The sequence below is a fragment of the Burkholderia sp. R-40 genome (genome assembly GCF_049942845.1).
Classification (GTDB): Bacteria; Pseudomonadota; Gammaproteobacteria; order Burkholderiales; family Burkholderiaceae; genus Burkholderia; species Burkholderia ambifaria.
Genome location: NZ_CP187967.1, coordinates 1,836,315 through 1,859,620, shown reverse-complemented (window position 1 = coordinate 1,859,620; position 23,306 = coordinate 1,836,315). Strand labels below are relative to the sequence as shown.

Annotated in this window: 19 protein-coding genes; 2 read left to right on the top strand and 17 right to left on the bottom strand. The window is 68.1% G+C overall.

What is annotated here, in order from left to right:
* Window positions 1-109 precede the first annotated feature (109 nt).
* The 4 genes from ACP26O_RS08560 to ACP26O_RS08545 all read right to left on the bottom strand — a co-directional run bounded on the left by ACP26O_RS08560 (window position 110) and on the right by ACP26O_RS08545 (window position 2,494).
* A complete protein-coding gene (locus tag ACP26O_RS08560) occupies window positions 110-565 on the bottom strand; it encodes a MarR family winged helix-turn-helix transcriptional regulator (RefSeq protein ID WP_165751435.1) in 456 nt (151 codons plus the stop codon).
* 126 nt (window positions 566-691) lie between these two features.
* Window positions 692-832 carry a hypothetical protein gene (locus tag ACP26O_RS08555; protein WP_175665230.1) on the bottom strand — a complete coding sequence of 47 codons (141 nt, stop codon included), beginning with the start codon at window positions 830-832 and terminating at the stop codon, window positions 692-694.
* On the bottom strand, window positions 829-1,200 hold the full coding sequence (locus ACP26O_RS08550) for a GFA family protein (protein WP_165751433.1): 372 nt from the start codon (window positions 1,198-1,200) through the stop codon (window positions 829-831). The genes ACP26O_RS08555 and ACP26O_RS08550 overlap by 4 nt, the downstream gene beginning before the upstream one ends.
* 193 nt (window positions 1,201-1,393) lie before the next feature.
* The gene (locus ACP26O_RS08545) at window positions 1,394-2,494 is read right to left on the bottom strand and encodes an NAD(P)H-dependent flavin oxidoreductase (RefSeq protein WP_175665229.1); all 1,101 of its coding nucleotides are present in this window, start codon (window positions 2,492-2,494) and stop codon (window positions 1,394-1,396) included.
* 210 nt (window positions 2,495-2,704) lie between these two features.
* Here ACP26O_RS08545 and ACP26O_RS08540 point away from each other — a divergent pair, with 210 nt between their 5' ends.
* Both ACP26O_RS08540 and ACP26O_RS08535 read left to right on the top strand, forming a co-directional pair.
* Window positions 2,705-3,877, top strand: a complete 1,173-nt coding sequence (locus ACP26O_RS08540; RefSeq protein ID WP_244099021.1) for a hypothetical protein — start codon at window positions 2,705-2,707, stop codon at window positions 3,875-3,877.
* A gap of 469 nt (window positions 3,878-4,346) precedes the next feature.
* Window positions 4,347-5,804: an MFS transporter gene (locus ACP26O_RS08535; protein WP_175665227.1), complete on the top strand. Its 1,458-nt coding sequence runs from the start codon at window positions 4,347-4,349 to the stop codon at window positions 5,802-5,804.
* A 68-nt stretch (window positions 5,805-5,872) separates the two neighbouring features.
* Here ACP26O_RS08535 and ACP26O_RS08530 read toward each other — a convergent pair whose 3' ends face one another.
* The 13 genes from ACP26O_RS08530 to ACP26O_RS08470 form a co-directional block, all read right to left on the bottom strand.
* Entirely contained in the window at window positions 5,873-6,766 is an 894-nt protein-coding gene (locus ACP26O_RS08530) for a LysR family transcriptional regulator (RefSeq protein ID WP_175665226.1), read from the bottom strand.
* Between the two features lie 159 nt (window positions 6,767-6,925).
* Window positions 6,926-7,753, bottom strand: coding sequence for an alpha/beta hydrolase (locus ACP26O_RS08525; RefSeq protein ID WP_175665225.1), 828 nt, complete (start codon window positions 7,751-7,753; stop codon window positions 6,926-6,928).
* A 451-nt stretch (window positions 7,754-8,204) separates the two neighbouring features.
* Window positions 8,205-8,588 (bottom strand): VOC family protein, encoded by a 384-nt coding sequence (locus ACP26O_RS08520; RefSeq protein ID WP_175665224.1) that lies wholly within the window; start codon window positions 8,586-8,588, stop codon window positions 8,205-8,207.
* A 25-nt stretch (window positions 8,589-8,613) separates the two neighbouring features.
* Window positions 8,614-9,576: a hydroxymethylglutaryl-CoA lyase gene (locus tag ACP26O_RS08515; protein WP_175665223.1), complete on the bottom strand. Its 963-nt coding sequence runs from the start codon at window positions 9,574-9,576 to the stop codon at window positions 8,614-8,616.
* A gap of 21 nt (window positions 9,577-9,597) precedes the next feature.
* On the bottom strand, window positions 9,598-10,788 hold the full coding sequence (locus ACP26O_RS08510) for a CaiB/BaiF CoA transferase family protein (RefSeq protein WP_175665222.1): 1,191 nt from the start codon (window positions 10,786-10,788) through the stop codon (window positions 9,598-9,600).
* A 577-nt stretch (window positions 10,789-11,365) separates the two neighbouring features.
* Window positions 11,366-11,578, bottom strand: a complete 213-nt coding sequence (locus ACP26O_RS08505; protein WP_006753449.1) for a hypothetical protein — start codon at window positions 11,576-11,578, stop codon at window positions 11,366-11,368.
* A 122-nt stretch (window positions 11,579-11,700) separates the two neighbouring features.
* On the bottom strand, window positions 11,701-14,283 hold the full coding sequence (locus ACP26O_RS08500; protein ID WP_175665221.1) for an EAL domain-containing protein: 2,583 nt from the start codon (window positions 14,281-14,283) through the stop codon (window positions 11,701-11,703).
* A 63-nt stretch (window positions 14,284-14,346) separates the two neighbouring features.
* On the bottom strand, window positions 14,347-18,081 hold the full coding sequence (locus ACP26O_RS08495) for a hybrid sensor histidine kinase/response regulator (RefSeq protein WP_175665220.1): 3,735 nt from the start codon (window positions 18,079-18,081) through the stop codon (window positions 14,347-14,349).
* 71 nt (window positions 18,082-18,152) lie between these two features.
* On the bottom strand, window positions 18,153-19,229 hold the full coding sequence (locus ACP26O_RS08490) for an ABC transporter substrate-binding protein (RefSeq protein WP_244099020.1): 1,077 nt from the start codon (window positions 19,227-19,229) through the stop codon (window positions 18,153-18,155).
* Window positions 19,230-19,721: 492 nt separating this feature from the next.
* Window positions 19,722-20,159 carry a hypothetical protein gene (locus ACP26O_RS08485; protein ID WP_165751421.1) on the bottom strand — a complete coding sequence of 146 codons (438 nt, stop codon included), beginning with the start codon at window positions 20,157-20,159 and terminating at the stop codon, window positions 19,722-19,724.
* 208 nt (window positions 20,160-20,367) lie between these two features.
* Window positions 20,368-21,291, bottom strand: a complete 924-nt coding sequence (locus ACP26O_RS08480; protein WP_175665218.1) for an ABC transporter permease — start codon at window positions 21,289-21,291, stop codon at window positions 20,368-20,370.
* Window positions 21,291-22,163 carry an ABC transporter permease gene (locus ACP26O_RS08475; RefSeq protein ID WP_175665217.1) on the bottom strand — a complete coding sequence of 291 codons (873 nt, stop codon included), beginning with the start codon at window positions 22,161-22,163 and terminating at the stop codon, window positions 21,291-21,293. Before ACP26O_RS08475 ends, ACP26O_RS08480 begins: the two co-directional genes overlap by 1 nt.
* Before the next feature lie 46 nt (window positions 22,164-22,209).
* A complete protein-coding gene (locus ACP26O_RS08470; RefSeq protein WP_175665216.1) occupies window positions 22,210-23,289 on the bottom strand; it encodes an ABC transporter ATP-binding protein in 1,080 nt (359 codons plus the stop codon).
* Between the last annotated feature and the right edge of the window lie 17 nt (window positions 23,290-23,306).

Genomic DNA, 23,306 nt, shown 5'->3' with positions numbered 1-23,306 from the left:
GGCGGTGCGTCGGCCGCGATCGCCGGAGGTGTTCGGAAATTGCGGAAATTTCCGCAATGGCCGGCGGCAGGTGCGCCGCCGGCTCGTGTCTATTCGTGTCTATTCGTGTCTATTCGTCGATCGAATCGATCAGGTTGCCGCGCAGCGTGACGATCGCCTTCTGCATCTTCGCGAATTCGTCGGGCTTCAACCCGGTGGCTTCGACGAGATCCATGTCGAGCCCCTTCTCGCGCACGCGGCGGCCGCTTTTCGTCAGGCTCACAAGCACCTGGCGCTCGTCCGACGGATCGCGGTGCCGCTCCAGATAGCCCATCGCCTCGAGTTTCTTCAGGATCGGCGTCAGCGTGTTCGATTCGAGGAACAGCTTTTCGCCGAGCTGCCCGACCGTCTGGTTGTCCTCCTCCCATAGCGCAATGATCGTGATGTATTGCGTGTACGTGAGGCCGAGCTCCTCGAGGATCGGCTTGTATGCCTTGCCGAACGCGAGGTTCGTCGAATAGATCGCAAAGCACAGGAACTCGGACAGTTTCGGCGTGGCAGGCGATGGTGCGTCGGTCGGTTTCATGAGCGTCCTCCCTCGACACGGGATCGTGTCGCAGATGAACGCATTATATATCGCGTGCGATCTTATCGGAAGCATGATTATCGCTTCCGATCAACGGGATGCGATACACGCGGCGCCCGCCGGCGCTCAGTCTCGGCCGTCGTTCCGACCCCGGCGGGTGCCGACCCGCTGCCGGCTGATCGACAGCAGCGAACACTGCACCGGATGGGCCATTTCGGTCGCGAGGCCACCCGCGGCGAACAGCAGGATCATCAGCCAGCGTTTCATGCGTCCTCCACGACCGAAAGGCTCGCACCGTTGGCGACTGTCGCTTCGAGCGCGTACGGATCGACACCCTCGAGGCAGCCGAGATTGACCCGCCAGCACGCGGGATCCTTGCGCGTCTGGTGGAACGGGTAGATCCCGCACCGGCTGCAGAAAAAGTGGTGGGCCGTGTGCGTGTTGAACCGGTAGCTGGTCAACGCGCTCTCGCCTGCGACGATCTTCAGTTCGCTTGCGTCGAACATCGGGCTCATCAGCGCGCCGCGACGGCGGCAGAGGCTGCAGTTGCAGCGGGTCGCCGGCGCAAGCGCGGTCCGGACTTCGAATTTCACGGCGCCGCAATGGCAGGATCCGTTGAACCATGTTGCAGACATGTCGTGCTCCTCAGGAGGTCATGTCTGCTTTATAGCGGGCCGGGGCCCATGCTTTGTATCGCGTTGTATCCGTGCGGCGCTCAGATACAGAACATTGCAATTTTGTGGCCGGCGCCGTGCGTTGCGTATTGCGCGTTGCGGTGGCATCGCTGCGCATTCGCCCAGCCCGCTGCGCGCGGCGCGGGCCCTGGAATCAGTCCAGCACGTGCTGCAACCGCGCGATGGCCGCTCGCGTCTCGCGCTCGAGCGTCGCGAACAGCTCAGCCGCCGGCAGCGACCGGACGAGGGGCGCCGCCTGCCCGGCCCATTGTGCACCGTAGCCAAACTCGCCTTTCGCCTTCGCGGCCGCATGCAGTGCCTTGCCGGCGTCGTACGCGATCGGATAGGCCGGCGTGGCCGGTGCGCGCGGATCGTCGCCGAGCTCGGTCAGCCGGTTCGCGATGCCGCGCGCGAGCCGGCCGGAGATCGCGCTCGTGAACGTCGTGCGGCGCGCCGCGTCGCCGAGGATCGCGCGGCGATAGCCGTCGTCGATCGATGTCTCCGGGCACGCGACGAAGGCGGTGCCGAGCTGCGCGGCCTGCGCGCCGAGTGCGAGCGCCGCGGCGATGCCGTCGCCGTCCATGATGCCGCCCGCGGCGATCACCGGCAGCGCGCATTCGCGCACGATCAGGCGCGTGAGCGCGAACGTGCCGAGCCGATCGTCGTGCGCCGTCGAGTCGAACACGCCCCGGTGCCCGCCGGCCTCGATGCCCTGCGCGACGATCGCATCGATGCCGGCCGCGGCGATCTGCCGGGCTTCGTCGGGATTCGTCGCGGTCGCGAACAACGTGACGCCCGCGCGCTTCAACATCGCGATTGCCTCGTCGGATGGCAACCCGAAATGAAAGCTCACGACGGCCGGTTTTTCTTCGACCAGCATCGCGAGCATTTCATCGTCCGCGACGAAGCTCGTATAGATCTCCGACAGCGACGCCGGCGGCGTCGCGCCGTGTTCGCGAAATGCGGGCGCGAGCCAGTCGAGCCACGCGCGTTCGACGGCGGCGTCGGCACGGGCCGGCTGGTGGCAGAACAGGTTGATGTTGAACGGCCGGTCGGTCAGCGCGCGCGTGTCGCGGATCATCTTGCGCGCGCCGTCGGCGTTCGTCGCGCCGACGCCCAGCGAGCCGAGCCCGCCCGCATTCGACACGGCTGCCGCCAGCGCGGGTGTGCTGACGCCGGCCATTGGCGCCTGGATGATCGGGGTGCGGATGCCGAGGGTGCGCAACAGCGTCCGGTTGTCGGTCGAGGGAATCATGTCGTGCGTCTCCTGTGGGCGGCGCGAACGCAAACGGGAAGCATGCCGGCGGGCATGCGGGGCGGCCGGCGGGCCGGCGTTTCAGAAATCCAGCGCTCAGGATAGCGGACCGGGAAACGGCCTCCAAGTCGGCCGAACGGCAGATGCCCGTCGCGCCGCTTCGTGAAATACTGCGGCCACGCGTCCTTCCGGAACCCCGAGATGACCGACATGCCTGCCGTACCCTCGTTTCTTTGCCTGATCACGCGTTGCGCGCGGACGTGCATCGCCGTGTTGCTGATCGCCGGGCCGGCGACGGCCGCCTTTGCCGCGGACCCGGCGGTCCGTGCGCCGCAGCGCATCCTGTTTGTCGGCGACAGCCTCACACACGGCCGTTACGCGCCCGTGCGTTCGTACGGCGCAATGCGCACCGGCAGCCAGGGCGTCGGGGGCACCGCGCAGGTCGTCGACGAAAACTTCGGGCGGACCGATGCCCGCGCGGAACGCGAGCCGGGCCCGTGGGGCGGAATTCCGGGTATCTTCGCGCGCCTTGCCGTCGAAGCCGGGCTCGACTACGACGTGCACCTCGAGGCGATGTCGGCGACGAGTCTCGCGAAACATGCCCGCGTGGCATCGGACGTGATCGATCGGCCCACGTGGGATGCGGTCGTTCTGCAGGAGCTGAGCGCCAAGCCGCTGCCGTTTGCGCTCACGCACAGCCGCGCGAGCGATCCGGCCGGTTTCTGTGCGAGCGTAGCGAAGCTGGCGCGCGGCATTCGTGCGACGGCGCCGCAAGCGCGTGTCTATCTGTATGAAACCTGGCCGCGCGCCGATCTCGCGAAAGCGCTCGCGGGCGGGCCGGGCAGCGACGGTTTTCACGCACGCTACGTCGAGCGTCTCGCCGACATCGTCGCCGCGTATCGCGATGCATTTGATCGTGCGCGCCGCACCGATCCGTCGATCGCCGCGGTCGCGCCGGTCGGCCGCGCGTGGCAGCGCGCATGGGCGACCGGTGTTGCCGATCCCGACCCGTATGTGCGGTCCGGCGCGCCGCTGCTGTGGTACGGCATGCGTGAGCGGAACGACCCGCCGATCTCGCGGCCCGACTATCTGCATCCGGGCGTGTCGGGCGCTTACCTGAGCGCGCTCGTGTTGTTCCAGCAGATCGCCGGCGTCGACGTCCGAACCTTCGGCCCGCGCGAGCAAGCGGCCGCGCAACTTGGCATCGCGCCCGACCTGGCGGCAAGGTTGCAGGCTGTTGCGTCCGATACGGTCCGGGGTGAACGGGGCGACGCCGGAGGCGATGCTGGCGGTAGTGCCGGTGCGGATGTCAATGCCGCTCCCGGTGCTGATGCTGATGCGACCGCGACGGCCGGGCGTTCCGATCCGTGCGCGTCGCCATGAGCGGCGACAATGCGCGCCCTATGCGCCCTATGCGCCCTATGCGCCCGATCGATCGCCGGACGCTGGACGCCGACGAACGCGGGAAACCGAGTTCGCAGCTCTGTTGTGCGCCGCCAGGCCAACCGAGCCGATATCGAACCGCGCGCTACGGCATCGCGGAGCACCAGACACGCGCCACACCACCGATGGTTTTCCCTGCCCTCGTGTTCCCGCAGCGGCCGCCGCACCGTCCGACGCCCGTCCCGCGGGCGTTCCGCAGCCTTTCTGCGCAGGAAAGGATGCTTGAGGCATCCGCAATTATCGCGCCGCTCAAATTCGCCCACCATGTTTCGGACGATCGGCGCCCCCCGCGCATCCGGCCTTTCACGGGCTTGGCGGGCACGTGCGTCGCGTCGTGCGAGCGGGCCCACAGGGCCGGCCGCGAACGGCCGGGCGTCGCGCCACGGCAAATCGATAATCAGGAGACACGATGAACAGCCAATCCTTCGACCTTGGCGGCACCGCAGGAGATCCCGCGTCCGCCGTACCGCCCGCGGCCCGGGCCGGCGCCGATGCGACGGCCCTGCCCGCCCGCGCCATCACGCTCGGCGAATTCATGGACGATCTGCCGGTCGGTGCGCTGCACCGGTTCGTCGTCTGGGTGATCGGCATCGGGCTGTTCTTCGACATGTACGAGATCTTCCTCGTCAGCACGATCGGTTCCGCGTTGCAGAACGAATACGGGCTGAGCCGGCAAAGCGCCGATTTCAAGCTGCTGCTGGCCTCGGCATTCATCGGGATGTTCGTCGGCGCGATGTGTCTCGGCAGCCTCGCGGACCGCATCGGACGGCGCAAGGCGTTCCTGATGACGCTCGTCTGGTACAGCGCGTTTTCGCTGATCGGCGCGTTCTCGGTGAATGCCGACATGCTGGTGGCATGCCGGTTCCTGACGGGCATCGGCGTCGGCGCGATCTACCCGGTCGCCGACAGCTTCCTGTCGGAAATCCTTCCGAGGGAAAAGCGCGGGCGGCTCGCCGCGTGGGCGTATACGACTTCATACGTCGCGGTGCCGCTGGTCGGCTTCCTCGCGCTATGGCTGAACCCGCTTCACGTCGCGGGCGTGGCCGGCTGGCGCATTATCCTCGCGATCGGCAGCCTCGGCGCCGTCTACGTGCTGCTGATCCAGCACCGGCTGCCGGAGAGCCCGCGCTGGCTGCTCGCGCAGGGCCGCACGGCGGAAGCGCATGCCGCGGCGCGGCGCTTCGCGGAGAGCGCCGGCGTGCGCGCGCCCGAGCAGTTCGCGGCGTCGGTCGAACCGCAGCGGCCGCTGAGTCTCGGCGAGCGCATCGCGCTGCTGCGCCACCGGCCCTACGGCGCGCGCTACCTGATGCTCGCGGTGTTCCACCTGCTCCAGGGCTTCGGCTATTACGGCTTCGGCACGCTCGCGGGCACGGTCGTCAAGAGCCGCGGTTTCGACGTGACGGACAGCACGCTGTTCATTGCGCTGTCGTTCATCGGTTATCCGATCGGCTCGCTGCTGTCGATTCCGTTGCTGAACTGGATCGAGCGACGCACGCTCGTGATCGTGTCGATCCTGTCGATCGCCGCGTTCGGGCTGTGCTTCGCGTATTCGGGCAATACGGCGCTGATCGTCTGCTTCGGTTTCCTGACGACCTGCGCGTCGAACGTGTTCAGCAACGCCTATCACGTGTACCAGGCGGAGATTTTCCCGGCGCGCGTACGCTCGACTGCGATCGGCAGCACGTACGCCCTGTCGCGCATCGTCAGCGGCGCGCTGCCGTTCGTGCTGCTGCCGGTGCTGGTCGCACACGGCGCGGGTGCGATGTTCGGCGTGATCTCGGTCGCGCTCGGCATCGTCGCCGTCACGTTGCGCGTGCTCGGGCCGCTGACCACGCGCCGCAGCCAGGACGACATCAACCCGGTATGACGCGGTGCGCTGCGCCGGGGCGTGCGCATGTGCGCCCGGGTGCTTCGCGTGCGGCGCGTTCCCCTCGTTCAGCGTGCCGACATGAAATCGAACAGCTTCGCAATGTCGGTGGTCAGCACGGTGCCGGCCTTCACGCCGACCCACAGCGTGCGCGTCGCCCACGCGTCGTCGAGCTTCACGACCCCGAGCCGCGCCGCGCGCTCGCCGGTCACCGCGTCGCGCGGCAGCACGCCGATCCCGAGGCCGGCCTCGATCATCCGGCTCACGCCGTCGAAATTCGATACCTGGATGCGCAGTTTCAGCGAGCGCTCGGCCGCAAACGCGGCGTCGGTCATTCGCGCCAGCAGCGAGCTGCCGTCGCTCAGGCCGACGTAGTCTTCGTCGAGCGTCTCCGCGAAGCGGATGCTGTCGTGCGCGGCAAAGCGATGCCCGCGCGGCACGAGCAGCACGAGCTCGTCGCGCCGGTACAGCCGCCGTTCGATGCCGGGTGCGGGCACGTTGTCCGCGAACACGCCGAGATCGGCCTTGCCGGAGCCGAGCGCGTCGACGATCTCGTGGCTCAGCCGCTCCTCGAGGCTGACCTTGATGCCGGGATTGTCGGTGAGGAACGCGGCGAGATCGGCCGGCAGGAACTGGACGATGGCCGACGTGTTGGTCCACACGTGAATGTGGCCGCGCACGCCGGCGACGTAGTCGCTCATCTCGTGCGCCATTCGGTTGACCTGCTCGATGACCTTCGCCGCATGCTCGAGCAGCGCGCGGCCCGCCGGCGTCAGCTCGACGCCGCGCGCATGCCGCACGAACAGCGCGCTGCCGGTCACGCTCTCGAGCTCGGCGATCCGCTTGCTGACCGCGGACAGCGTGAGCTGGCCGTGTTCGGCCGCCTTGGTCAGGCTGCCGTGCTCGGCGACGAGCGCGAACACGCGCAGCGACTGTAGATCGAAATGAAGCGGGTTCACCATGATGAGGTCCTGGGAAAAGCCATGCGGCGCGGACGAACGGCACCGGACCGGCCCGATGCCGATCATACGCCCGGCCGCGCGCGGCGCGAACCGGTGTGACTCGGGGCGAAGCCGTGCGAATCCGTGCGGATTCGTACGACTTGGCGCAATACGTCGCGCTCAGCGCGGCGCGATCGCCTGCAACGCGGCGAGCATCGCGCTGTCGGGTGTCGCGAGATCGTCGAGCACCGTGAAATGCTGCATGCCGGGCAGCCACGCGCGCGCGATCCGCTCGCCGGCCGCCTCGCATGCGTGCGCATATTCGTGGGCGTGGCGTACGAGTTCCGGCAACTCGGCCGCGCCGACCGCGACGACGGTCGGCGCGCCGGGCCCGATATGACGCAGCGGACTGTAAGCGGCGATTTCGTGCGCGGTGAGCTGCAGTCTGTCGTTAAGCACGCACAGCGAGATCGGTTCGAGATCGACGAGCGGGCTGATCGCGAGCGCCGACACGACGGCAGGATGCGCGCGATGCACGGCCGTCAGGTGGCCGCCCGCCGAATGACCGCTCAGGTGGATCGGCCGTCGCGCGGTGCCGATGCCGTCGGGGTCGGTCGACAGGTAGTCGAGCAACGCGCCGATCTCGCCGACGATGTCGGTCATCGATGCGGCCGGGGCAAGCGTGTATTCCGCGAGCACGACGTCGAAGCCGCGCGCGAGCGGCCCGGCGGCCGCGTACGCGAAATCCTCTTTCGCGCAGTGCTGCCAGTAGCCGCCGTGAATGAACACGAACAGCGGCGCGTCGGGCCGGCCGCAGCGCAGCCAGTCGAAGCGCTGCGCGGGGCGCGCGCCGTAATGGAGGTCGCGCTGCCCGGGCGTCGCGTCGTACAGCGCCCGGCTGCGTGCCTGGCACGACGCGAGCACGGCCGGAAAATCGGCAATGGCTTTCGTGTTGAGGTAGGCGGCGTCGAGCGCCGCGCGGTCCATGCCGCGATAGAGGATCGTCATTCGGAAAGCGTCCGGGTCGGATAGGCGAATACGCGGATAGGCGGATGACGCGAGGACATTCACGGCGCCCGCGGCGAAGGCGCCGGACGGGCCGGCGCCGTTGCTCCATTATCCGCAGCGCGACCGGGGCCGGCTATCCGGAATCGGCGGCTGCGGCGTGCGCCTGTCCGCTTTCGGCGGAGGACTGCCGCGCGGCTGGCACGTCGTGCCGCCGCGCGAGCAAGCGAGCAAGCGAGCAAGCGAGCAAGCGAGCAAGCGAGCAAGCGAGCAAGCGAGCAAGCGAGCAAGCGAGCAAGCGAGCAAGCGAGCAAGCAAGCAAGCAAGCAAGCAAGCAAGCGAGCAAACGAGCAAACGAGCAAACGAGCAAACGAGCCAGCGAGCCAGCGAATAAACCGAGCAAACGAGCAAGCCGGCACGACAAAGCAACACGACCAACCGCCCGACGAGCCCCTCAAATCAATTCAGAGATCTCGATCAAGTTCAAATCCGGGTCGCGCACGTACACCGACCGGATCTTCTGCGTCGCCCCGGTGCGTTCGACGGGCCCTTCGACGATCGGCCATTCGACGCGTCGCAGATGCGCGATCACATCGTCGAGCGGCACCGACGCGATGAAGCACAGGTCGAGCGCGCCGGGCACCGGCACGTGCGCCTTCGGCTCGAACTCCGCGCCGCGCACGTGAACGTTGATCTTCTGGTTGCCGAAGCGGAACGCGAGCCGGCCCGCGCCGAAGGTTTCGAGCCGCATCTGCAGCACTTCGGTATAGAAATGCTTCGTCCGCTCCGGATCGACGCAAGTCAGGACGAGATGGTCGAGGTGGTCGATCAGCGCCATGTGATTCGCTCCTGTTGACGACTGTTCACGAAAAAGCCCGCTGCACCGGCATGTCGCCGGCTTCGGCGCACGGTGCCGGATGCAGGTCGGAGCGGCGCCCGGCCTTCAGGATCTGGCTCGGCACGTCATGCCCGATCAGCGCGGGCAGCCGTGCGGCCGCGGCGAGCACGGCCGCGAGGTCGATGCCGGTATCGTAGCCGTCGAGCGTGAGCATGTGCACGAGCTCCTCGGTGCATGCGTTGCCGGAGGCGCCCGGCGCGTACGGACAGCCGCCGAGCCCGCCGAGCGACGCGTCGAAGCGGTCGATGCCGGCGTCGAGCGCGGCGAGCGTGTTCGCGAGCGCCATCCCGCGCGTATTGTGAAAATGCAGCGTGAGCTGCAGCGCGCCGAAGCGTTCGCGCGCGCGTTCGGCCAGCGCGCGCACCTGCGACGGATACGCCATGCCGGTCGTGTCGCACAGCGTGAAACCGTGCACGCCGAGATCCGCGAAGCGCTGCATCCACGCGAGCACGGTTTCGTCGCGCACGTCGCCTTCCATCGGACACCCCATCGCGGTCGACAGCGACACGTTGATCGCGACGCCGGTGCCGCGCATCGCGTCGATCACGTCGCGCAGCTGGGCGAACGACTGCTCGCGGGTCATCCGCAGGTTCGCGCGGTTGTGGCTCTCGCTCATTGACATCACGAGGTTCACCTCGTCGACGCCGCACGACAGCGCGCGCTGCGCGCCGCGCACGTTCGGCACGAGCACCGTATAGACGACGCCCGGCGCGCGCACGATGCCGTGCATCACGGCCTCCGCGTCGCGCAGCGCAGGGATCGCCTTTGGCGACGTGAACGACGTGACCTCGATCTTCGCGTAACCGCACGCGCTCAATGCGTCGACGAGCGCGATCTTGTCGTCGGTGTCGACGAACGCCGCTTCATTCTGGAAACCGTCGCGTGTCGCGACTTCGTGGATATAGAGTCGTTGGGTTGGCTTACGCATGTCGTCGCTCCGCTGGCCGGTTCAGATCACGCCGCGCGTGCGCCACGCGTCGCGCGTCGCGGCATCGATGCCGATCGATTCGAGTACCGTGTCGGTATCGGCGCCGAGCGCGGGTGCGGGACGCTCGATGCGCCCCGGCGTCGCGCCGAGTTTCGGCACGATGCCCGGCACGAGCACGGGCGTGCCGTCGGGCAGCGCGGCGTCGACGATCATGTCGCGCGCGCGGTAATGCGGATCGGCCGCGATGTCCGCGACGTCGTAGATGCGCCCCGACGGGATGCGCGCGTCGTTCAGCGCGGCGAGCACGTCGTCGAGGTCGTGCCGCGCGCTCCATTCGCCGATCGCCGCGTCGATGCGCGCGACCTGCGCGACGCGCCCGTCGTTGTGCGCGAGCGCGGGATCGCCGCCGAGGTCGGGACGCCCGATCAATTCCATCAGGCGCCGGAAGATGCTGTCGCCGTTGCCGGCGATCAGTGCGTACTTGCCGTCGCGGCAACGGTACGCGTTGGTCGGCGCGATGCCGGGCAGGCTGCTGCCGGCCGCCTCGCGCACCGCGCCGAAGGCCGAGTATTCGGGCAGCAGGCTTTCCATCATGTTGAAGACTGATTCGTACAGCGCGACGTCGACGACCTGCCCGTTGCCGCCCTGCTGCTCGCGATGCCGCAGCGCGAGCAGGATGCCGATCACGCCGTGCAGCGCCGACAGCGAATCGCCGAGCGACACGCCGACGCGCACCGGCGTGCGACCCGGTTCGCCAGTGAGGTGGCGCAGCCCGCCCATTGCCTCGGCGATCACGCCGAAGCCGGGCCGGTCGCGATACGGGCCGGTCTGCCCGAAGCCCGACACGCGCAGCACCACGAGCCCGGGGTTGATCGCGGACAGCGTGTCCCAGCCGAGCCCCCAGCCTTCGAGCGTGCCGGGCCGGAAGTTCTCGATCAGCACGTCGGTCTCGGCGACGAGGCGGCGCACGACGTCCTGCCCTTCCGGCGTGCGCAGGTCGAGCGTGAGCGACGTCTTGTTGCGCGACTGCGCGGCCCACCAGACCGACGTGCCGTCGTGCAGCAGCCGCCATTTGCGCAGCGGGTCGCCGACGCCGGGCGGCTCGACCTTGATCACGTCCGCGCCGAATTCGGCGAGCATCCGGCCCGCGAACGGCCCGGCGATCAGTTGGCCGAGTTCCAGCACGCGGATACCGTCCAGGGGTCGCGTCATGACTGTCTCCGATGAAATCGTGTTGTCGATGACGGCGATCATGACGGCGTTCGCGCCCGGCGAAAATCGATCGATGCTCAACCAGCCTTTCCCGAACGGAAAGGCACGCACGGCAGAGAACCGGAAGAACGCCGCGCCGCCTTTCCGCGCGGGAAAGTGCGCTCGCGCAATGCAAGCCCGACGCGCGCCTGGCGTCGGCAGCGACGCGCCGGCTCGCCGGACATCAAGACAGGAAGGCAGAAAGACGCAACGCCGCGTTGCGGGCAACTCGTCGCAGCAGGATCGGACAATCGGGGAGACGGTATTGAGGCGACGCGCTGCCCGAACCGGTACGCGCGGGTGCGCGATGCACGCCACCGACGCGTGTCGGCCATCGGCCGCGCGTAGACAGAAAGACGCGACGCCGCGTTGCGGACAACTCACCGCAGCGGGATAGGCCAATCGGGGAGGCGGTATTCAGGCGACGCGCAACCCGAACCGGTGCGCGCGGATGCGCGATGCGCGCCGCCGACGCGTGTCGGCCATCGGCCGCGCGTCAGCGGGAATCAGTATGGAGCGGCCAGTGGACGGCCGGGCGTCAGTAAGCGGACATCTCGACGCAAGGATCGACCTTGGACGGCGAGCAGATGACCGAATACTTGGCGCTTTCGCGCATCAGCGCTTCGCCTTCGTGCAGCGCGATCTTGATCTCGGGATGACGCTCGTACGCCAGGAAGGCGGAGCAGACGACCGCGGACATCACGACCAGGGAAAACACAAATTTTTCAAGGGGTTGGAAACGTTCTGGCATGGTTCGACCTTTCTTCTAGGCCGACATTATACCGAAGAATAAGGGTTTTCCCTATATTCGCGGCGGCATACCGAACATCACCCAGGTCGTACCCCTTTTATCTGTCGATTCCCATCTCCCGTTCAAGTCCGCCCAGGCGCCTGCGCCACGTCGACGGCCCTGAGCGGAGACGGATGAATGCCGAGATGGCCCGCGCCGAGGCCCACCCGATTCTGCAGCGAACTGTGCTCGAACCGCTGGAACGACTCCGCAATATGCTTGCGCAGCAGCGCGACATCCCACGGCTTGATCAGCAATTTCTGGACGGACCCGTTGCCGGCCGCGTCGGCGAGCGAGTCCCCTTCCCCGTAGCCCGACAGCAGGATGCGCACGATGTCCGGGTACAGCGCCTTCACACGCTGCAGCAGGTCGATACCGGACAGGCTCGGCATGCGGAAATCCGACACGATCACGCCGACGCGATGCTGCGCGAGCAGGACGAGCGCTTCGTCGGGATCGGTGGTGTCGAGAATCTCGTAGCCGTCGCGGCCGAGCGCCCGCCTGAGCCTGCGCAGGACCTCGCGGTCGTCGTCCACCAGCAGCAGCGTCCGGTGCAGCAATTCGCGCTGCCGGCAGTGCTCGGGAAGCTGCGAGCCGGCGGACAGCATGTCGGCGATTTCATCGCCGGTGACCGGATGGCTGAAGTAGTAGCCCTGCATCGCATGGCAGCGATGCCGGTTCAGGAACGACAGCTGCGCTTCGGTCTCCACGCCCTCGGCCACCGTCTCCATGTGCAGCGACTCGGCCATCGCGATGATCGAGCGCGTCAGCGAAGCGCCTTCGGCGCTGGTGGTGACGTCGTCGAGGAACGACCGGTCGATCTTCACGACATCGATCGGCAAGTCCTTCAGGTACGACAGGCTCGAATAGCCGGTGCCGAAATCGTCGAGCGACAGCACGACGCCGAGCGCCTTCAGTTCGCGCAGCGTGTGCGCGATCGCGTCGCAGTCCTGCATCAGCACGCTTTCGGTGAGTTCGAGTTCGAGCGAGTCCGGCGCCAGGCCGGTCTCCTCGAGCGTCGTGCGCACCATGGCGGCCACGTCCTGCTGCCGGAATTGGCGCGCCGACAGGTTGACGGCGATCCGGATCGGCGGATGGCCTTCCCGGCGCCATGCGACGGCCTGCATGCACGCGGTGCGCAACACCCACTCGCCGATCGGCAAGATCAGCCCGCAGTCTTCGGCGATCGGGATGAAGCGGTCGGGCGGAATCACGCCGATCCCCGGCCGCCGCCAGCGAATCAGCGCCTCGACGCCGCTGATCTGGCCGGTCTTGAGATCGACCTTCGGCTGGTAGTACAGCTCGAGCTCGTGGTTCGCGACGGCCTGATGCAGCGCGTTCTCGAGGATGGTCTGCTCCTCGACCCGCGCACCCAGTTCGCGTGTATAGAAGCGGTAGCAGTTGCGCCCGTGTTCCTTCGCCGCATACAGCGCGGCGTCGGCCGTTTTCAGCAGCGTTTCGGCGTTGGTGCCGTCGGTCGGGCACAGGCTCACGCCGACGCTGGTCGTCACGTGCAGGTCGTGTTCGTCGAGCGTGAACGGCTCGATGAAGGTGTCGAGGATCTTGCGGGCGATCACGTCCGCGTCCGCTTGCGTCGCGAGGTTGACCAGCATCACGACGAACTCGTCGCCGCCGAGCCGCGCGACCGTGTCGCCATCGCGCACGGAGCGCTTCAGCCGTGCGGCGACGACGCGCAGCAGCCCGTCGCCGACCGAGTGGCCGAAGCTGTCGTTGATGTGCTTGAAGCGGTCCAGGTCGAGCACCATCACCGCGACGAGCTGCCCGGTGCGGCGCGCCTGCGACATCGCCTGCTCCATCCGGTCGCTCAGCAGGTTGCGATTGGGCAGGCCGGTGAGCGCATCGTGGTTGGCAAGATATTCGATGCGGCCCTGCTGCATCTTGCGCTCGGTGATGTCCTGCACGATGCCGCGCAGGATGATCGCGTGGTTCGGATCGCGCCCCGACTCCGCCTGATGCAGCACGCAGCGCTCGGTGCCGTCCGCGTGAACGAGCCGATGCTCGAGCGAGAACGGTACGCCTTCGGTGCGCAGGCTCGTGAACGACTGCACGAGCAACGGCTGTTCGTCGGCCGGCACGGCCTGCAGCAGCCGCTCGAACGTCGGCGGCGCGTGCTCCGCGTCGAGCCCGAGGATCCGGTACAGCTCCGGCGACCAGTAGCCGTCCGTGCGTCCCGCCTGGAATTCCCAGTTGCCGACATGCGCGAGCGCTTGCGCATGCGTGAGGCTGACCTCGGTAGTCGCCAGCTTTTCGACCGCCGCGGCGGCGCGCAGCAGATACCGGATCCGGTAGCCGAGCAGCTTCCAGCGCATCGGCTTCGACACGAAATCGGTCGCGCCGGCGTCGAACGCGCTGGCGATCGATGCGTCGTCGTCGTTGCCGGTGAGCATCACGATCGGCACGCGGCGGCCTTCCGGCAACGCGCGCAGTGCGCGGCAACAGTCGAAGCCGTCGCCGCCGGGCATCTCGACATCGAGCAGCACGACGGCGGGACGATGACGCAGGAACGCTTCGATGCCTTCCTGCGGCCCCGTCGCCTCCTCGACGCGAAAACCATCGGGCTCCAGCGTTTCCACGACCAGCATCCGCGTCATCGCGTCGTCGTCGATGATCAGAATCGCCGGCAAATCGGCATGTTCGTGGTTCACGACCGTCCTCCTGTTCCTGTATCTGTCGCTTCGCGATCGCGGTGGCGATCGGCCGGCGGCCAGTCAACTTTCGACGCGCTCCGCGACCAGCGCGGCGTGCGCCTGTTCGAATTCCGCATCCGTGCCGGCGACGAGCTCGACGGCCGCGTTCACGTCGGCAGCGCGCGCCAGCCGCTCGATCTCGCGGCAGCGGGCCGACAGCAGATGCGCGCCGACGTTCGCGCTGCTCGATTTCAGCGTATGGGCGGCGAGCTTCAGCGCGTCGGCATCGCCCGCTTCGACCGCGGCGTGCATGTCGCGGATCAGCCGCGGCGCGTCCATCGTGAATTGATCGATGATCCGCGTCAGCACGTCCGGGCGGCCGGGCCGCTGGAGCGCGCGCAATGCATCGAGCGCCTTGCGGTCGATCACGTTCGCGTCTTCGTCCGGCTCGGCGGCCGCTGCCGCGCTCGTTGCCACGCTCGTTGCGGGACGCGTTTCGATGCTTGCTTCGAGGTTCGTTTCGATACCGGTCCGGGCCACCGCTTCCGCGTTTTCGCTCGCGGCGGCCGGCACGTGTGCCCCGCCGCGAACATGGCGTGCGAGCGTCTGCAGCAGCGCATCCCGGCGGAACGGCTTGCCGAGATAGTCGTCCATGCCGGCGGCCAGGCAGCGCTCGCGGTCGCCGCTGAGCGCATTGGCCGTCAGCGCGATGACCGGCAGGCGCGGCGCGCCCGCTTCGGCTTCGCGCCGACGCAGCCGCCGCGTCGCCTCGAAGCCGTCCAGCACCGGCATCTGACAGTCCATCAGCACCACGTCGAACGCGTCTTGCTCGAGCATCTTCAATGCCTGCTCGCCATCGTCGGCCACGGCGACCCGATAGTCGGTGTCTTCGAGCATCGCGAGCGCGATCTGCTGATTCACCGCGTTGTCCTCCACCAGCAGCACGCGCGCGGCGATCTCGTCGAGCGGCCTGCCCGAGTCCGCCCCGGCTTCATCCGACACGGGCGCGGCCGACGCCAGCCGAGGCGGCATCACGTGCACCGCCGCCGCGATCGCCGTATAGAGATCGTTGCCATGGAGCGGCTTCGTCAGCCGGGCGGCGATGTCGAGTTCGTGCGCGACCTGGATGCTGTCCATCATCTCGAACGCGGTCAGCGTGATGATCCGCAGCGCACGCAGCGCCGGATCGCGGCGGATGTGCTGCACGAGCGAGATGCCGTCCATGCCCGGCATCCGCACGTCGATGATCGCGAGGTCGAACGGCGCACCGTCGGCGACGGCGGCCCGCAACTGCGACAGCGCATCGTCGCCGCCGATAGCCGAGGCGACGCACAGGTGCCATTCGATCGCATGTTCGAGCAGCACGCTGCGATCGGTCTCGCTGTCGTCCACGATCAGCACCCTCAGGCCGGCGAGCGACGGTCTTCCGTGCGCCGCGACGCCGACCTCGCCGGACGCCGGTTCGAACGGCGTCGTCACGGTGAATACCGAGCCCTTGCCGGGCGTCGAGTCGAGCGCGAGCGTGCCGCCCATCATCTCGGCGAGCTGGCGGGAAATCACGAGCCCGAGGCCGGTGCCGCCGTATCGGCGCGCGGTCGAACTGTCGGCCTGCTGGAACGGCCGGAACAACTGCGCGGCGACATCGGGCGCGATGCCGATGCCGCTGTCGGCGATCTTGAACACGATGCGCCCGTCGTCCGAATACGCGGCGCTGAGCCCGACGTGCCCGTGCTCGGTGAACTTGATCGCGTTGCCGAGCAGGTTCGTCAGGATCTGGCGCAGGCGGACCGGGTCGCCGCGCATGCGCTGCGGAACGGAATCCGCGCGCTGGTACACGAGCTCGAGCTCCTTGCGTTGGGCATTGGGCTCCATCAGCGCGACGACGTCGTCGAGCAATTGATGCAGGTTGAAATCGATGCGCTCCAGCGTCAGCTTGCCCGCCTCGATCTTCGAAAAATCGAGTATGTCGTCGATGATCACGAGCAGCGTCTGGCCGGACCGATACACGGTGTCGACAAACTTGCGTTGCTTCGACGTCAGCCGTGTGCGCTGCAGCAGCTCGGTCATGCCGAGCACGCCATTCATCGGCGTGCGGATCTCGTGGCTCATCCTCGCGAGAAAATCCGATTTCGCGGAATTCGCGGCTTCGGCCGTCGCGATCGCCGCCTGCAGATCGACGTCGCGCCGCTCGATTTCGTCGAGCATCATGTTGAAGCCGGCGATCAGCGCCGCGATTTCGTCGCTGCCCTTGTGCGACATGCGCAGCGACAGGTCGCTGCCGCTGCGGATGCGCGCCATCGTGCGCGTCAGGCTCGACAGCGGGCGCGCAATCGACGTGCCGAGCCGATGACTGATCACGAACCCGCCGATCGCAAGCAGGAACGAGACCACCACGATCATCAGGAACGCGCTCGTCACGGCCCGGTACACGTCCGACACGATGCCGCGCTGTTGCAGATCGACGCGCACCGCCTGCTGTTCCGTGTAGGCCGCGAGGCGATTGGCGGTGGTGTCGACGTCCGCGACGATGCGCTGCATCGCCACGTCGTTGGACAGCATGTCCGACTTCACCGCGACGATGCGGCGCGCGGCGCCGGCGAGTTCCGTGGTGAGCGCAACCACCGCCTGTGCGCGGTTCGCGTTGCCCTGCCCGTCCGTGACGAGGGCGTCGCGCAGTGCGCTCGCGGACTGCGCGAGCGTGCCGGCAAGCTTGTGCAGTTCGGTGTCGGCGTGCTTCAGACGCTCGGCCGTTTCGCTTTGCGCGACCATGCGCAGGTTGAACGCCAGTGTGTTGATGCCGCCGTTCACGGCGGCCGACAGCGACGCAATCCGCGCGGCGCGGCCCCGGAACGCGATCGCTTCGTCGAGGCGCTGGCGCGCAGCGACGATCCGCAACGCGAACGGATCCGCGATCTCCGCGAGCTTCACATCCAGCGCGTCGAGCGCGCGCAGCACCTGGTCCTCTTTCGCGCGGTAGCGTGTCGTGACGGACGGTTGCGCGAACATGCCGGCGCGCAGCGCGACGAGCCCGTCGTTGCCGTCGAGGATGTCGGCCGCCACGCGCCCGAGCGCGCTCGTGATGCCCTGCGCGGTCGCGGCATCGAGGTTCGGCGCCGCGATCGCGAGTGCGTTGCGCGCGCCGTCGATGGACGCCTGCATGCGTTCGCGCAGCGGCGCGAGCCGATATCGGTTCGGCGCGACGTCGACGCGGCTGGCGACGGTCGTGACGTCCTTGACGTTCGTCCGGACCTGGTCGAGCGCATGAATCGTCCGGTTGTAGGCGGTATTGGCCGCGAGCGCGTCGTTCACCCTCGCATCGGCGTCGGCGCCCAGCCGATCGGTTTCCTTGCCGATCTCGCCCAGCAGCGTGGTGCCCCGTGCCTGCACGCGTTCGATCAGCTGGCGTTCGGCGACGAGTTGCGCGTCGCCCCGCAGGCGCTTGTCGACGCCTTCGTTCATCGACCCGAGCATCGTGCGCAGGTCGGCGGACGGCGCGTCGATGCCGCCGTGCCCGTCGATCGCGCGCACGGCCGCCGTGATGCGCGCGATGCGCTGCAACTGCGTGTCGATCTCCGACGACGACTGCTCACGCTCCGATGCGTCCCGCGCCCGCTCGAGCTCGCCGAAATTCACCGCGAGTTCCGCGTACGCGCGCTGCAGCTCGTTGCTGTGCATCTGCAGCGGCAGCGATTCCGTCGTCAGCGTGCGCACGCCGGATGCGATACCGTGCACGGCGATCAGGCTGGTCATGGCAATCGCCACCGCGCCGAGCAGCATCAGGCTGGTGCTGGTGACGAGCTTCGCCTTGATGTCCATGCAGCCCTCCAGGATCGGGATGGCCAATCGGGATGGCCAATCGGACGGCCAGCGCGCGGCCGTCCGGCCGGTTATCTGGCCGGTGCGTCGAGCGGCGTGACGCGGCCGTGTGCGATTTCGGTGAGGAACACGTCGTCGAACGCCTGATGATCGTCGGCATTCAGGTCGGCCACCAGGCCGCCCAGGTCGACATGCCGGATCGATTCGAGCGCCTGCTTCAGCGTGGCGCGGGTCGGCGCCGGGCCCGCGCGCTCCAGCCCGATCAGCGCGATCTTCGCGTCGAGGCAGCCCTCGATGTGCACCACACCGGCCCGTTCGCCCGGAAAGCGTTGCTCGATCAGCCGGACGCAGTCGCGGATGACGGGGCGCTCGCTCTGCGGAAGCGGCACGACCTGCGAGATCAGCGTGCCGTTTCCTTCTTCGCCGAGCAGGCGCAGCAAGTCGTCGGTGCCGACGAACGACACCGCCGCGAGCCGCGCGTTCAGCCCTTCGCGGTGCGCCGCGCGAATGAACGCGGCCACCGGCGTATACGGGCCGACCATGATGACGACGTCCGGCCGCCCCTCGAGGACGGCCGCCAGGCCGGTGTCGACGGCCGTGGTGCCGCGCCGGAACGTTCCCGTCGCGACGACGTCGAGGCCATGGCGCTGCAGCGCGAGCCGCGTGCCGGCCAGCACCGCGAGCCCGAAGCCGTCGTCCTGGTAGAACACCGCGAAACGCTTGGCGTGGTCGTGCGCGAGCAAACGCTCGACCAGCGCGCGCGTTTCGTCTTCGTAGCTCGCGCGGATGTTGAATACCTCCGGCGTGACCGGCCTGCGCAGCGCCATCGCGCCGCTGAACGTGCCGACGAGCGGAATGCCAGCGTCCCGGATCATCGGCAGCACCGCGGTGGTCGTCGGCGTGCCCACATAGCCGAACAGCGCGAGCACGTTGCGCCGCTCGATCATCTCCAGCGTGTCGTCGACGGTCCGCTCGGGCTCGTAGCGATCGTCGGCGACCACGAGCTCGATCTTCCTGCCGTGCACGCCGCCGCGCGCGTTCACATCGTCGAATACGGCCTGCGCGCCCATCAGCAGACCGCGTCCGAGCCCGGCGGAATTACCCGACTGCGCGTTGACCATGCCCAGGCGGATCGTGTCGTCGCTCACGCCGGGCTCCGCCGCGATGCACGCGGCGGGGCCGGCCATCGCGGCGCAGCACGCGATTAACGCAAGCGTGCGTCGGTAGCGTGGACGGACAAGCCGGTGCAACACGTTCGAAGACGAGGTACCCGAACACATCCGTGCGACAGACACGCTCTCGTCCATGCTGGGTTCCCCTTCGGCACCCGGTTTTGTCGATTTGATGGTGCGCCGCGCCGTTGCCGTGGTACGCGTCAATTAGTCATATATATAGATTGCATCTATTAGGACTGCAAGGCGACGAGCGAACGATGGCGTTCGTGGTGGGCGTTGCACCGCAGCAACCGAACGCGCGCGGGCCGCGGCGGCGCCGGAATTACGCCGGCGGAATTTCGATACGGTCGTCAATGCGGGGCGTTGTTGCCGGAACCGGTTCGAGCGGGCCGGAGCCCGTCGTGCCGGCGAATCGGAAAATTCGGGAGATGGTGCGAGAAGATGCGAAGCGGCGCGATGGACGACTTACCGCGGCGCCGATGCGCTGCTGGCCGCATTGCCGGGCCATGCGTTGCCGATCTTGTCGATCAGCGATTTGGCGGCGCCCGTCGCGATGGCGGCGTCGACGCCCGAGGTCTGCCACGACCCATCGGCGGCCTGCACGAAGGTCAGGTTCGCCCGCGACGGCGCGTAATCGGTGTTGCGCCACGTGACCACGACATCGCACGTGTAAGTGCGCTCGCGGATCTTCCTGCAGTCGCCGTCGGGCTTCGCGGAAATCACGTCGGCAGACACGGGCAGCGGCTGGCCGAACAGCGCGTTCAGGCCGCCGTGGTTTTCCGCTTCGAGCGCGCGGCGCACCGCGGCGTCGACGTCGCTCGAGCCGGGGCCGTCGTGGAGCAGGTTGCAGGCGGCGAGCAGCGTGGCCGCACAGCCGAGCGTCAGCAGCGTGGGAAACTTCATGGAACTCCGTGGGTCGGGTGAGCGTCGGGTGGCATGCGGCGATGCCAGTGAACGCATCGCCGGGCCGGTACGCTGCGTAGTCTGCAACGTCGGCGCGTCGTTCGCGGTATCCATTTGTAACGAATTGCACGCAGGCTTGCGCAAGCACGGACGGCCCGAAGGGTACGACACGGCACGCGCGTCACTACCCCGCCGCTGTCCTCCGCGCTTACTGCCGCTCCTGCTTCACGCGGCTGACGAGCTGCGTCGGACTCACGAACTGCAGCGCGATCACGACCCATATCAGCGTGATGGCCATGTAGATCATCGCCATCGCGTCGATCGACTGCGGTGCGCGCACGCCGGTCGAGAACACCGCGTAATACAGCGCGACGACGAGCGTCTGCGTGCTCGGGCCGGCGGTGAAGAAGGTCAGCTCGAACATCCCGATCGTGCGCACCAGCACGAGCAGCGCGGCCGCGAGCATGCCGGGCACCAGCAGCGGCAGCAGCACGTAGCGGAAATAGCGCCATGTGTTCGCGCCGAAGATGCGCGCGGCGGCCTCGAGATTCGGGTCGATCTGCTCGATGAACGGCGTCATCACGAGGATCACGAACGGCAGCGCCGGCACGAGGTTCGCGAGGATCACGCCCGACAGCGTGCCGGCGAGCCCGACCTTGTACATCACGGTCGCCATCGGGATCCCGTACGTGACGGGCGGCACCATCAGCGGCAGCAGGAACACCAGCAGCGCGAAGCGCTTGCCGCGGAACTGCACGCGCGCGAGCGCATAGGCGGCCGGCACGCCGAGCGCGACCGACAGCAGCACGACCGCGCCCACCACTTCGACTGTCACCCACAGCACGCTCGCGAGCTGGAAGTCTTCCCACGCCTTCGCGTACCAGTGCAGCGTGAAGCCCTGCGGCAGCGGCGTGCCGAACCAGCGCGTCGCGACCGAGTTCACCGCGACGGTCGCGATCAGCAGCATCACGTTCAGCAGGAAGAACGCCATCAGCCCCCACACGAGGGCCTTCCATGCCCGGCCGGCGAGGTTGCTTCTCATCTTCTGCGGTGTCCTCGCGTTGACGGGGCGCGCATCGGGCGCGCCATGCTTCGGCGGCCAGGCCGGCGCGGCATGATTGTCGGTCGCCATCAGCCCTTGCCCCCTGTCACCGGCCCCGTATAGAAGAAGCGGCGCGCGCCGAGCATCGACGCGACCACCAGCAGTTGCACGAAGCCCATCACGATCGCGATCGCCGACGCGAGCGAATAGTCGTAGCTCTCGAACGCGGCTTCGGCGGCCGCGATCGAGATCACGCGCGTCGGCCCGGCCGGCGCGCCGAGCAGCACGGCCGACGGGAACACCGAGAACGCCTGCACGAACGACAGGCACGCGGCCATCGTGAGCCCCGGCACGAGCAGCGGCAGGTAGATCTGCCGGAACTGCTGCCACGGGTTCGCGCCGAGCGTGGCCGCGGCGCGTGCGAGCGTCGGGTCGATGCCGCTGATGTACGACAGCATCAGCAGGAACGCGAACGGAAAGCCCGACACGATCAGCGACAGCAGCACGCCCCAGTAGTTGTGCGTGAGGCGCACTTCGTCCGTGTACAGGTGCAGCCCCTGCAGCGCTTGCGGGAACCAGCCGTTCGGGCCGAAGTACGTGAGCATCCCGTCGGCGACGAGCACCGTGCCGAGCGTGATCGGAATCACGAGCAGCGTGGTGACGAACTTCTGGTACGGCGAGTTGCGGCGCAGCGCGAACGCGACCGGCACCGAGATGCCGACGTTGAGCAGCGTCGCCGGCACCGCGAGCTTCAGCGTGACGAGCACGGTCGGCCACATCGCGGTGTCGGTGAAGAACTGCACGTAGTTCGCGAGCGCGCTGCCGCCGTTCATCGGCTGGAACGACAGCACGAGGCCATAGGCGAACGGATAGATGAACAGCGCGACGATGAACGCGAGCGCGGGCGTGACGAGCCACGCCTTCGCGTCGCGCGGCGTGGCGCCGGTCGTGAGCGTGCTCATGCGGCCTCCCGCCGGCGCATTGCCGCGCATGCGGCACGGCGACCGTTCATTGCACGTCTCCCGCATAGACGAGCGTGCGCGCCGGCGCCACCCGCAGCCGCAGCCGCTCGCCTTCCACGAATTCGCCGGCGACCCGCGCCCAGATCGAGCCGAACGGCGTGATCGCACGGATCAGCGAATCGCGGCCGCCGTACTCGACCGTTTCGACGGTCGCGTCGAACGCGTTGTCGGCACCGGCTTCCGCGCGCTCGATGTCGTCGGGACGCAGCGCGATCACGACGTCCTTGCGGTCGAAGCCGGCCATCGGCACGCCGGTGATGCGCACGCCGGCGGCGGCGACGTTCACGTAGTCGCCGGCCATCCCTTCGAGCGTAAATGGCAGCACGTTGCGATAGCCCATGAAGCGTGCAACGTGCAGGTTGTGCGGGCGCGTGTACACGTCCTTCGGCGACGCGACTTGCTGCACGACGCCCTCCTTCATCACGACGATCCGATCGGCCATCGACAGCGCCTCGTCCTGGTCGTGCGTCACGTAGATCGTCGCGCGTTCGAGCTGCGTATGGATGCGGCGGATCTCGGCGCGCATCTCGATGCGCAGCTTCGTGTCGAGGTTCGACAGCGGCTCGTCCATCAGCACCAGCGGCGGCTCGATGACGATCGCGCGCGCGATCGCGACGCGCTGCTGCTGCCCGCCCGACAGCTGTCCGGGCAGCTTGCCCTCGTGGCCGACGAGCTGCACGAGTTCGAGCGCCTGCTGCGCGCGCCGCCGCGTTTCCTGCTTCGGCACGCCGCGCATCTTCAGCCCGAAGCCGACGTTGTCGAGCACCGACATGTGCGGAAACAGCGCGTAGTTCTGGAACACCATCCCGAAGCCGCGGCGCTCGGGCGGCAGCACGTCGATGCGCGTGTCGTCGAGCCAGATGCCGCCGCGCGTGAGCGGCTGCAGCCCGGCGATGCAGTTCAGCGCGGTCGACTTGCCGCAGCCCGACGGGCCGAGCAGCGCGATGAACTCGCCGCGCCGGATGTCGAGATCGAGCCCGTCCAGTGCGGCGACCTGCGCCCCTTCCGCATTCGTGAAGCTGCGGCACACGCCGTCGAGCCGCAACCGTTCGAAACTGTGCTTCATTACGCGAACTCCGTCGG

What these genes read in the sequence shown, in the direction of transcription:
- ACP26O_RS08475 (WP_175665217.1), bottom strand. Translation starts at nt 22,163, where the DNA reads ATGAGCACGCTCACGACCGGCGCCACGCCGCGCGACGCGAAGGCGTGG.
- ACP26O_RS08470 (WP_175665216.1), bottom strand. Translation starts at nt 23,289, where the DNA reads ATGAAGCACAGTTTCGAACGGTTGCGGCTCGACGGCGTGTGCCGCAGC.
- ACP26O_RS08510 (WP_175665222.1), bottom strand. Translation starts at nt 10,788, where the DNA reads ATGACGCGACCCCTGGACGGTATCCGCGTGCTGGAACTCGGCCAACTG.
- ACP26O_RS08560 (WP_165751435.1), bottom strand. Translation starts at nt 565, where the DNA reads ATGAAACCGACCGACGCACCATCGCCTGCCACGCCGAAACTGTCCGAG.
- ACP26O_RS08555 (WP_175665230.1), bottom strand. Translation starts at nt 832, where the DNA reads ATGAAACGCTGGCTGATGATCCTGCTGTTCGCCGCGGGTGGCCTCGCG.
- ACP26O_RS08515 (WP_175665223.1), bottom strand. Translation starts at nt 9,576, where the DNA reads ATGCGTAAGCCAACCCAACGACTCTATATCCACGAAGTCGCGACACGC.
- ACP26O_RS08520 (WP_175665224.1), bottom strand. Translation starts at nt 8,588, where the DNA reads ATGGCGCTGATCGACCACCTCGACCATCTCGTCCTGACTTGCGTCGAT.
- ACP26O_RS08495 (WP_175665220.1), bottom strand. Translation starts at nt 18,081, where the DNA reads ATGGACATCAAGGCGAAGCTCGTCACCAGCACCAGCCTGATGCTGCTC.
- ACP26O_RS08525 (WP_175665225.1), bottom strand. Translation starts at nt 7,753, where the DNA reads ATGACGATCCTCTATCGCGGCATGGACCGCGCGGCGCTCGACGCCGCC.
- ACP26O_RS08545 (WP_175665229.1), bottom strand. Translation starts at nt 2,494, where the DNA reads ATGATTCCCTCGACCGACAACCGGACGCTGTTGCGCACCCTCGGCATC.
- ACP26O_RS08540 (WP_244099021.1), top strand. Translation starts at nt 2,705, where the DNA reads ATGCCTGCCGTACCCTCGTTTCTTTGCCTGATCACGCGTTGCGCGCGG.
- ACP26O_RS08535 (WP_175665227.1), top strand. Translation starts at nt 4,347, where the DNA reads ATGAACAGCCAATCCTTCGACCTTGGCGGCACCGCAGGAGATCCCGCG.
- ACP26O_RS08530 (WP_175665226.1), bottom strand. Translation starts at nt 6,766, where the DNA reads ATGGTGAACCCGCTTCATTTCGATCTACAGTCGCTGCGCGTGTTCGCG.
- ACP26O_RS08550 (WP_165751433.1), bottom strand. Translation starts at nt 1,200, where the DNA reads ATGTCTGCAACATGGTTCAACGGATCCTGCCATTGCGGCGCCGTGAAA.
- ACP26O_RS08485 (WP_165751421.1), bottom strand. Translation starts at nt 20,159, where the DNA reads ATGAAGTTTCCCACGCTGCTGACGCTCGGCTGTGCGGCCACGCTGCTC.
- ACP26O_RS08505 (WP_006753449.1), bottom strand. Translation starts at nt 11,578, where the DNA reads ATGCCAGAACGTTTCCAACCCCTTGAAAAATTTGTGTTTTCCCTGGTC.
- ACP26O_RS08480 (WP_175665218.1), bottom strand. Translation starts at nt 21,291, where the DNA reads ATGGCGACCGACAATCATGCCGCGCCGGCCTGGCCGCCGAAGCATGGC.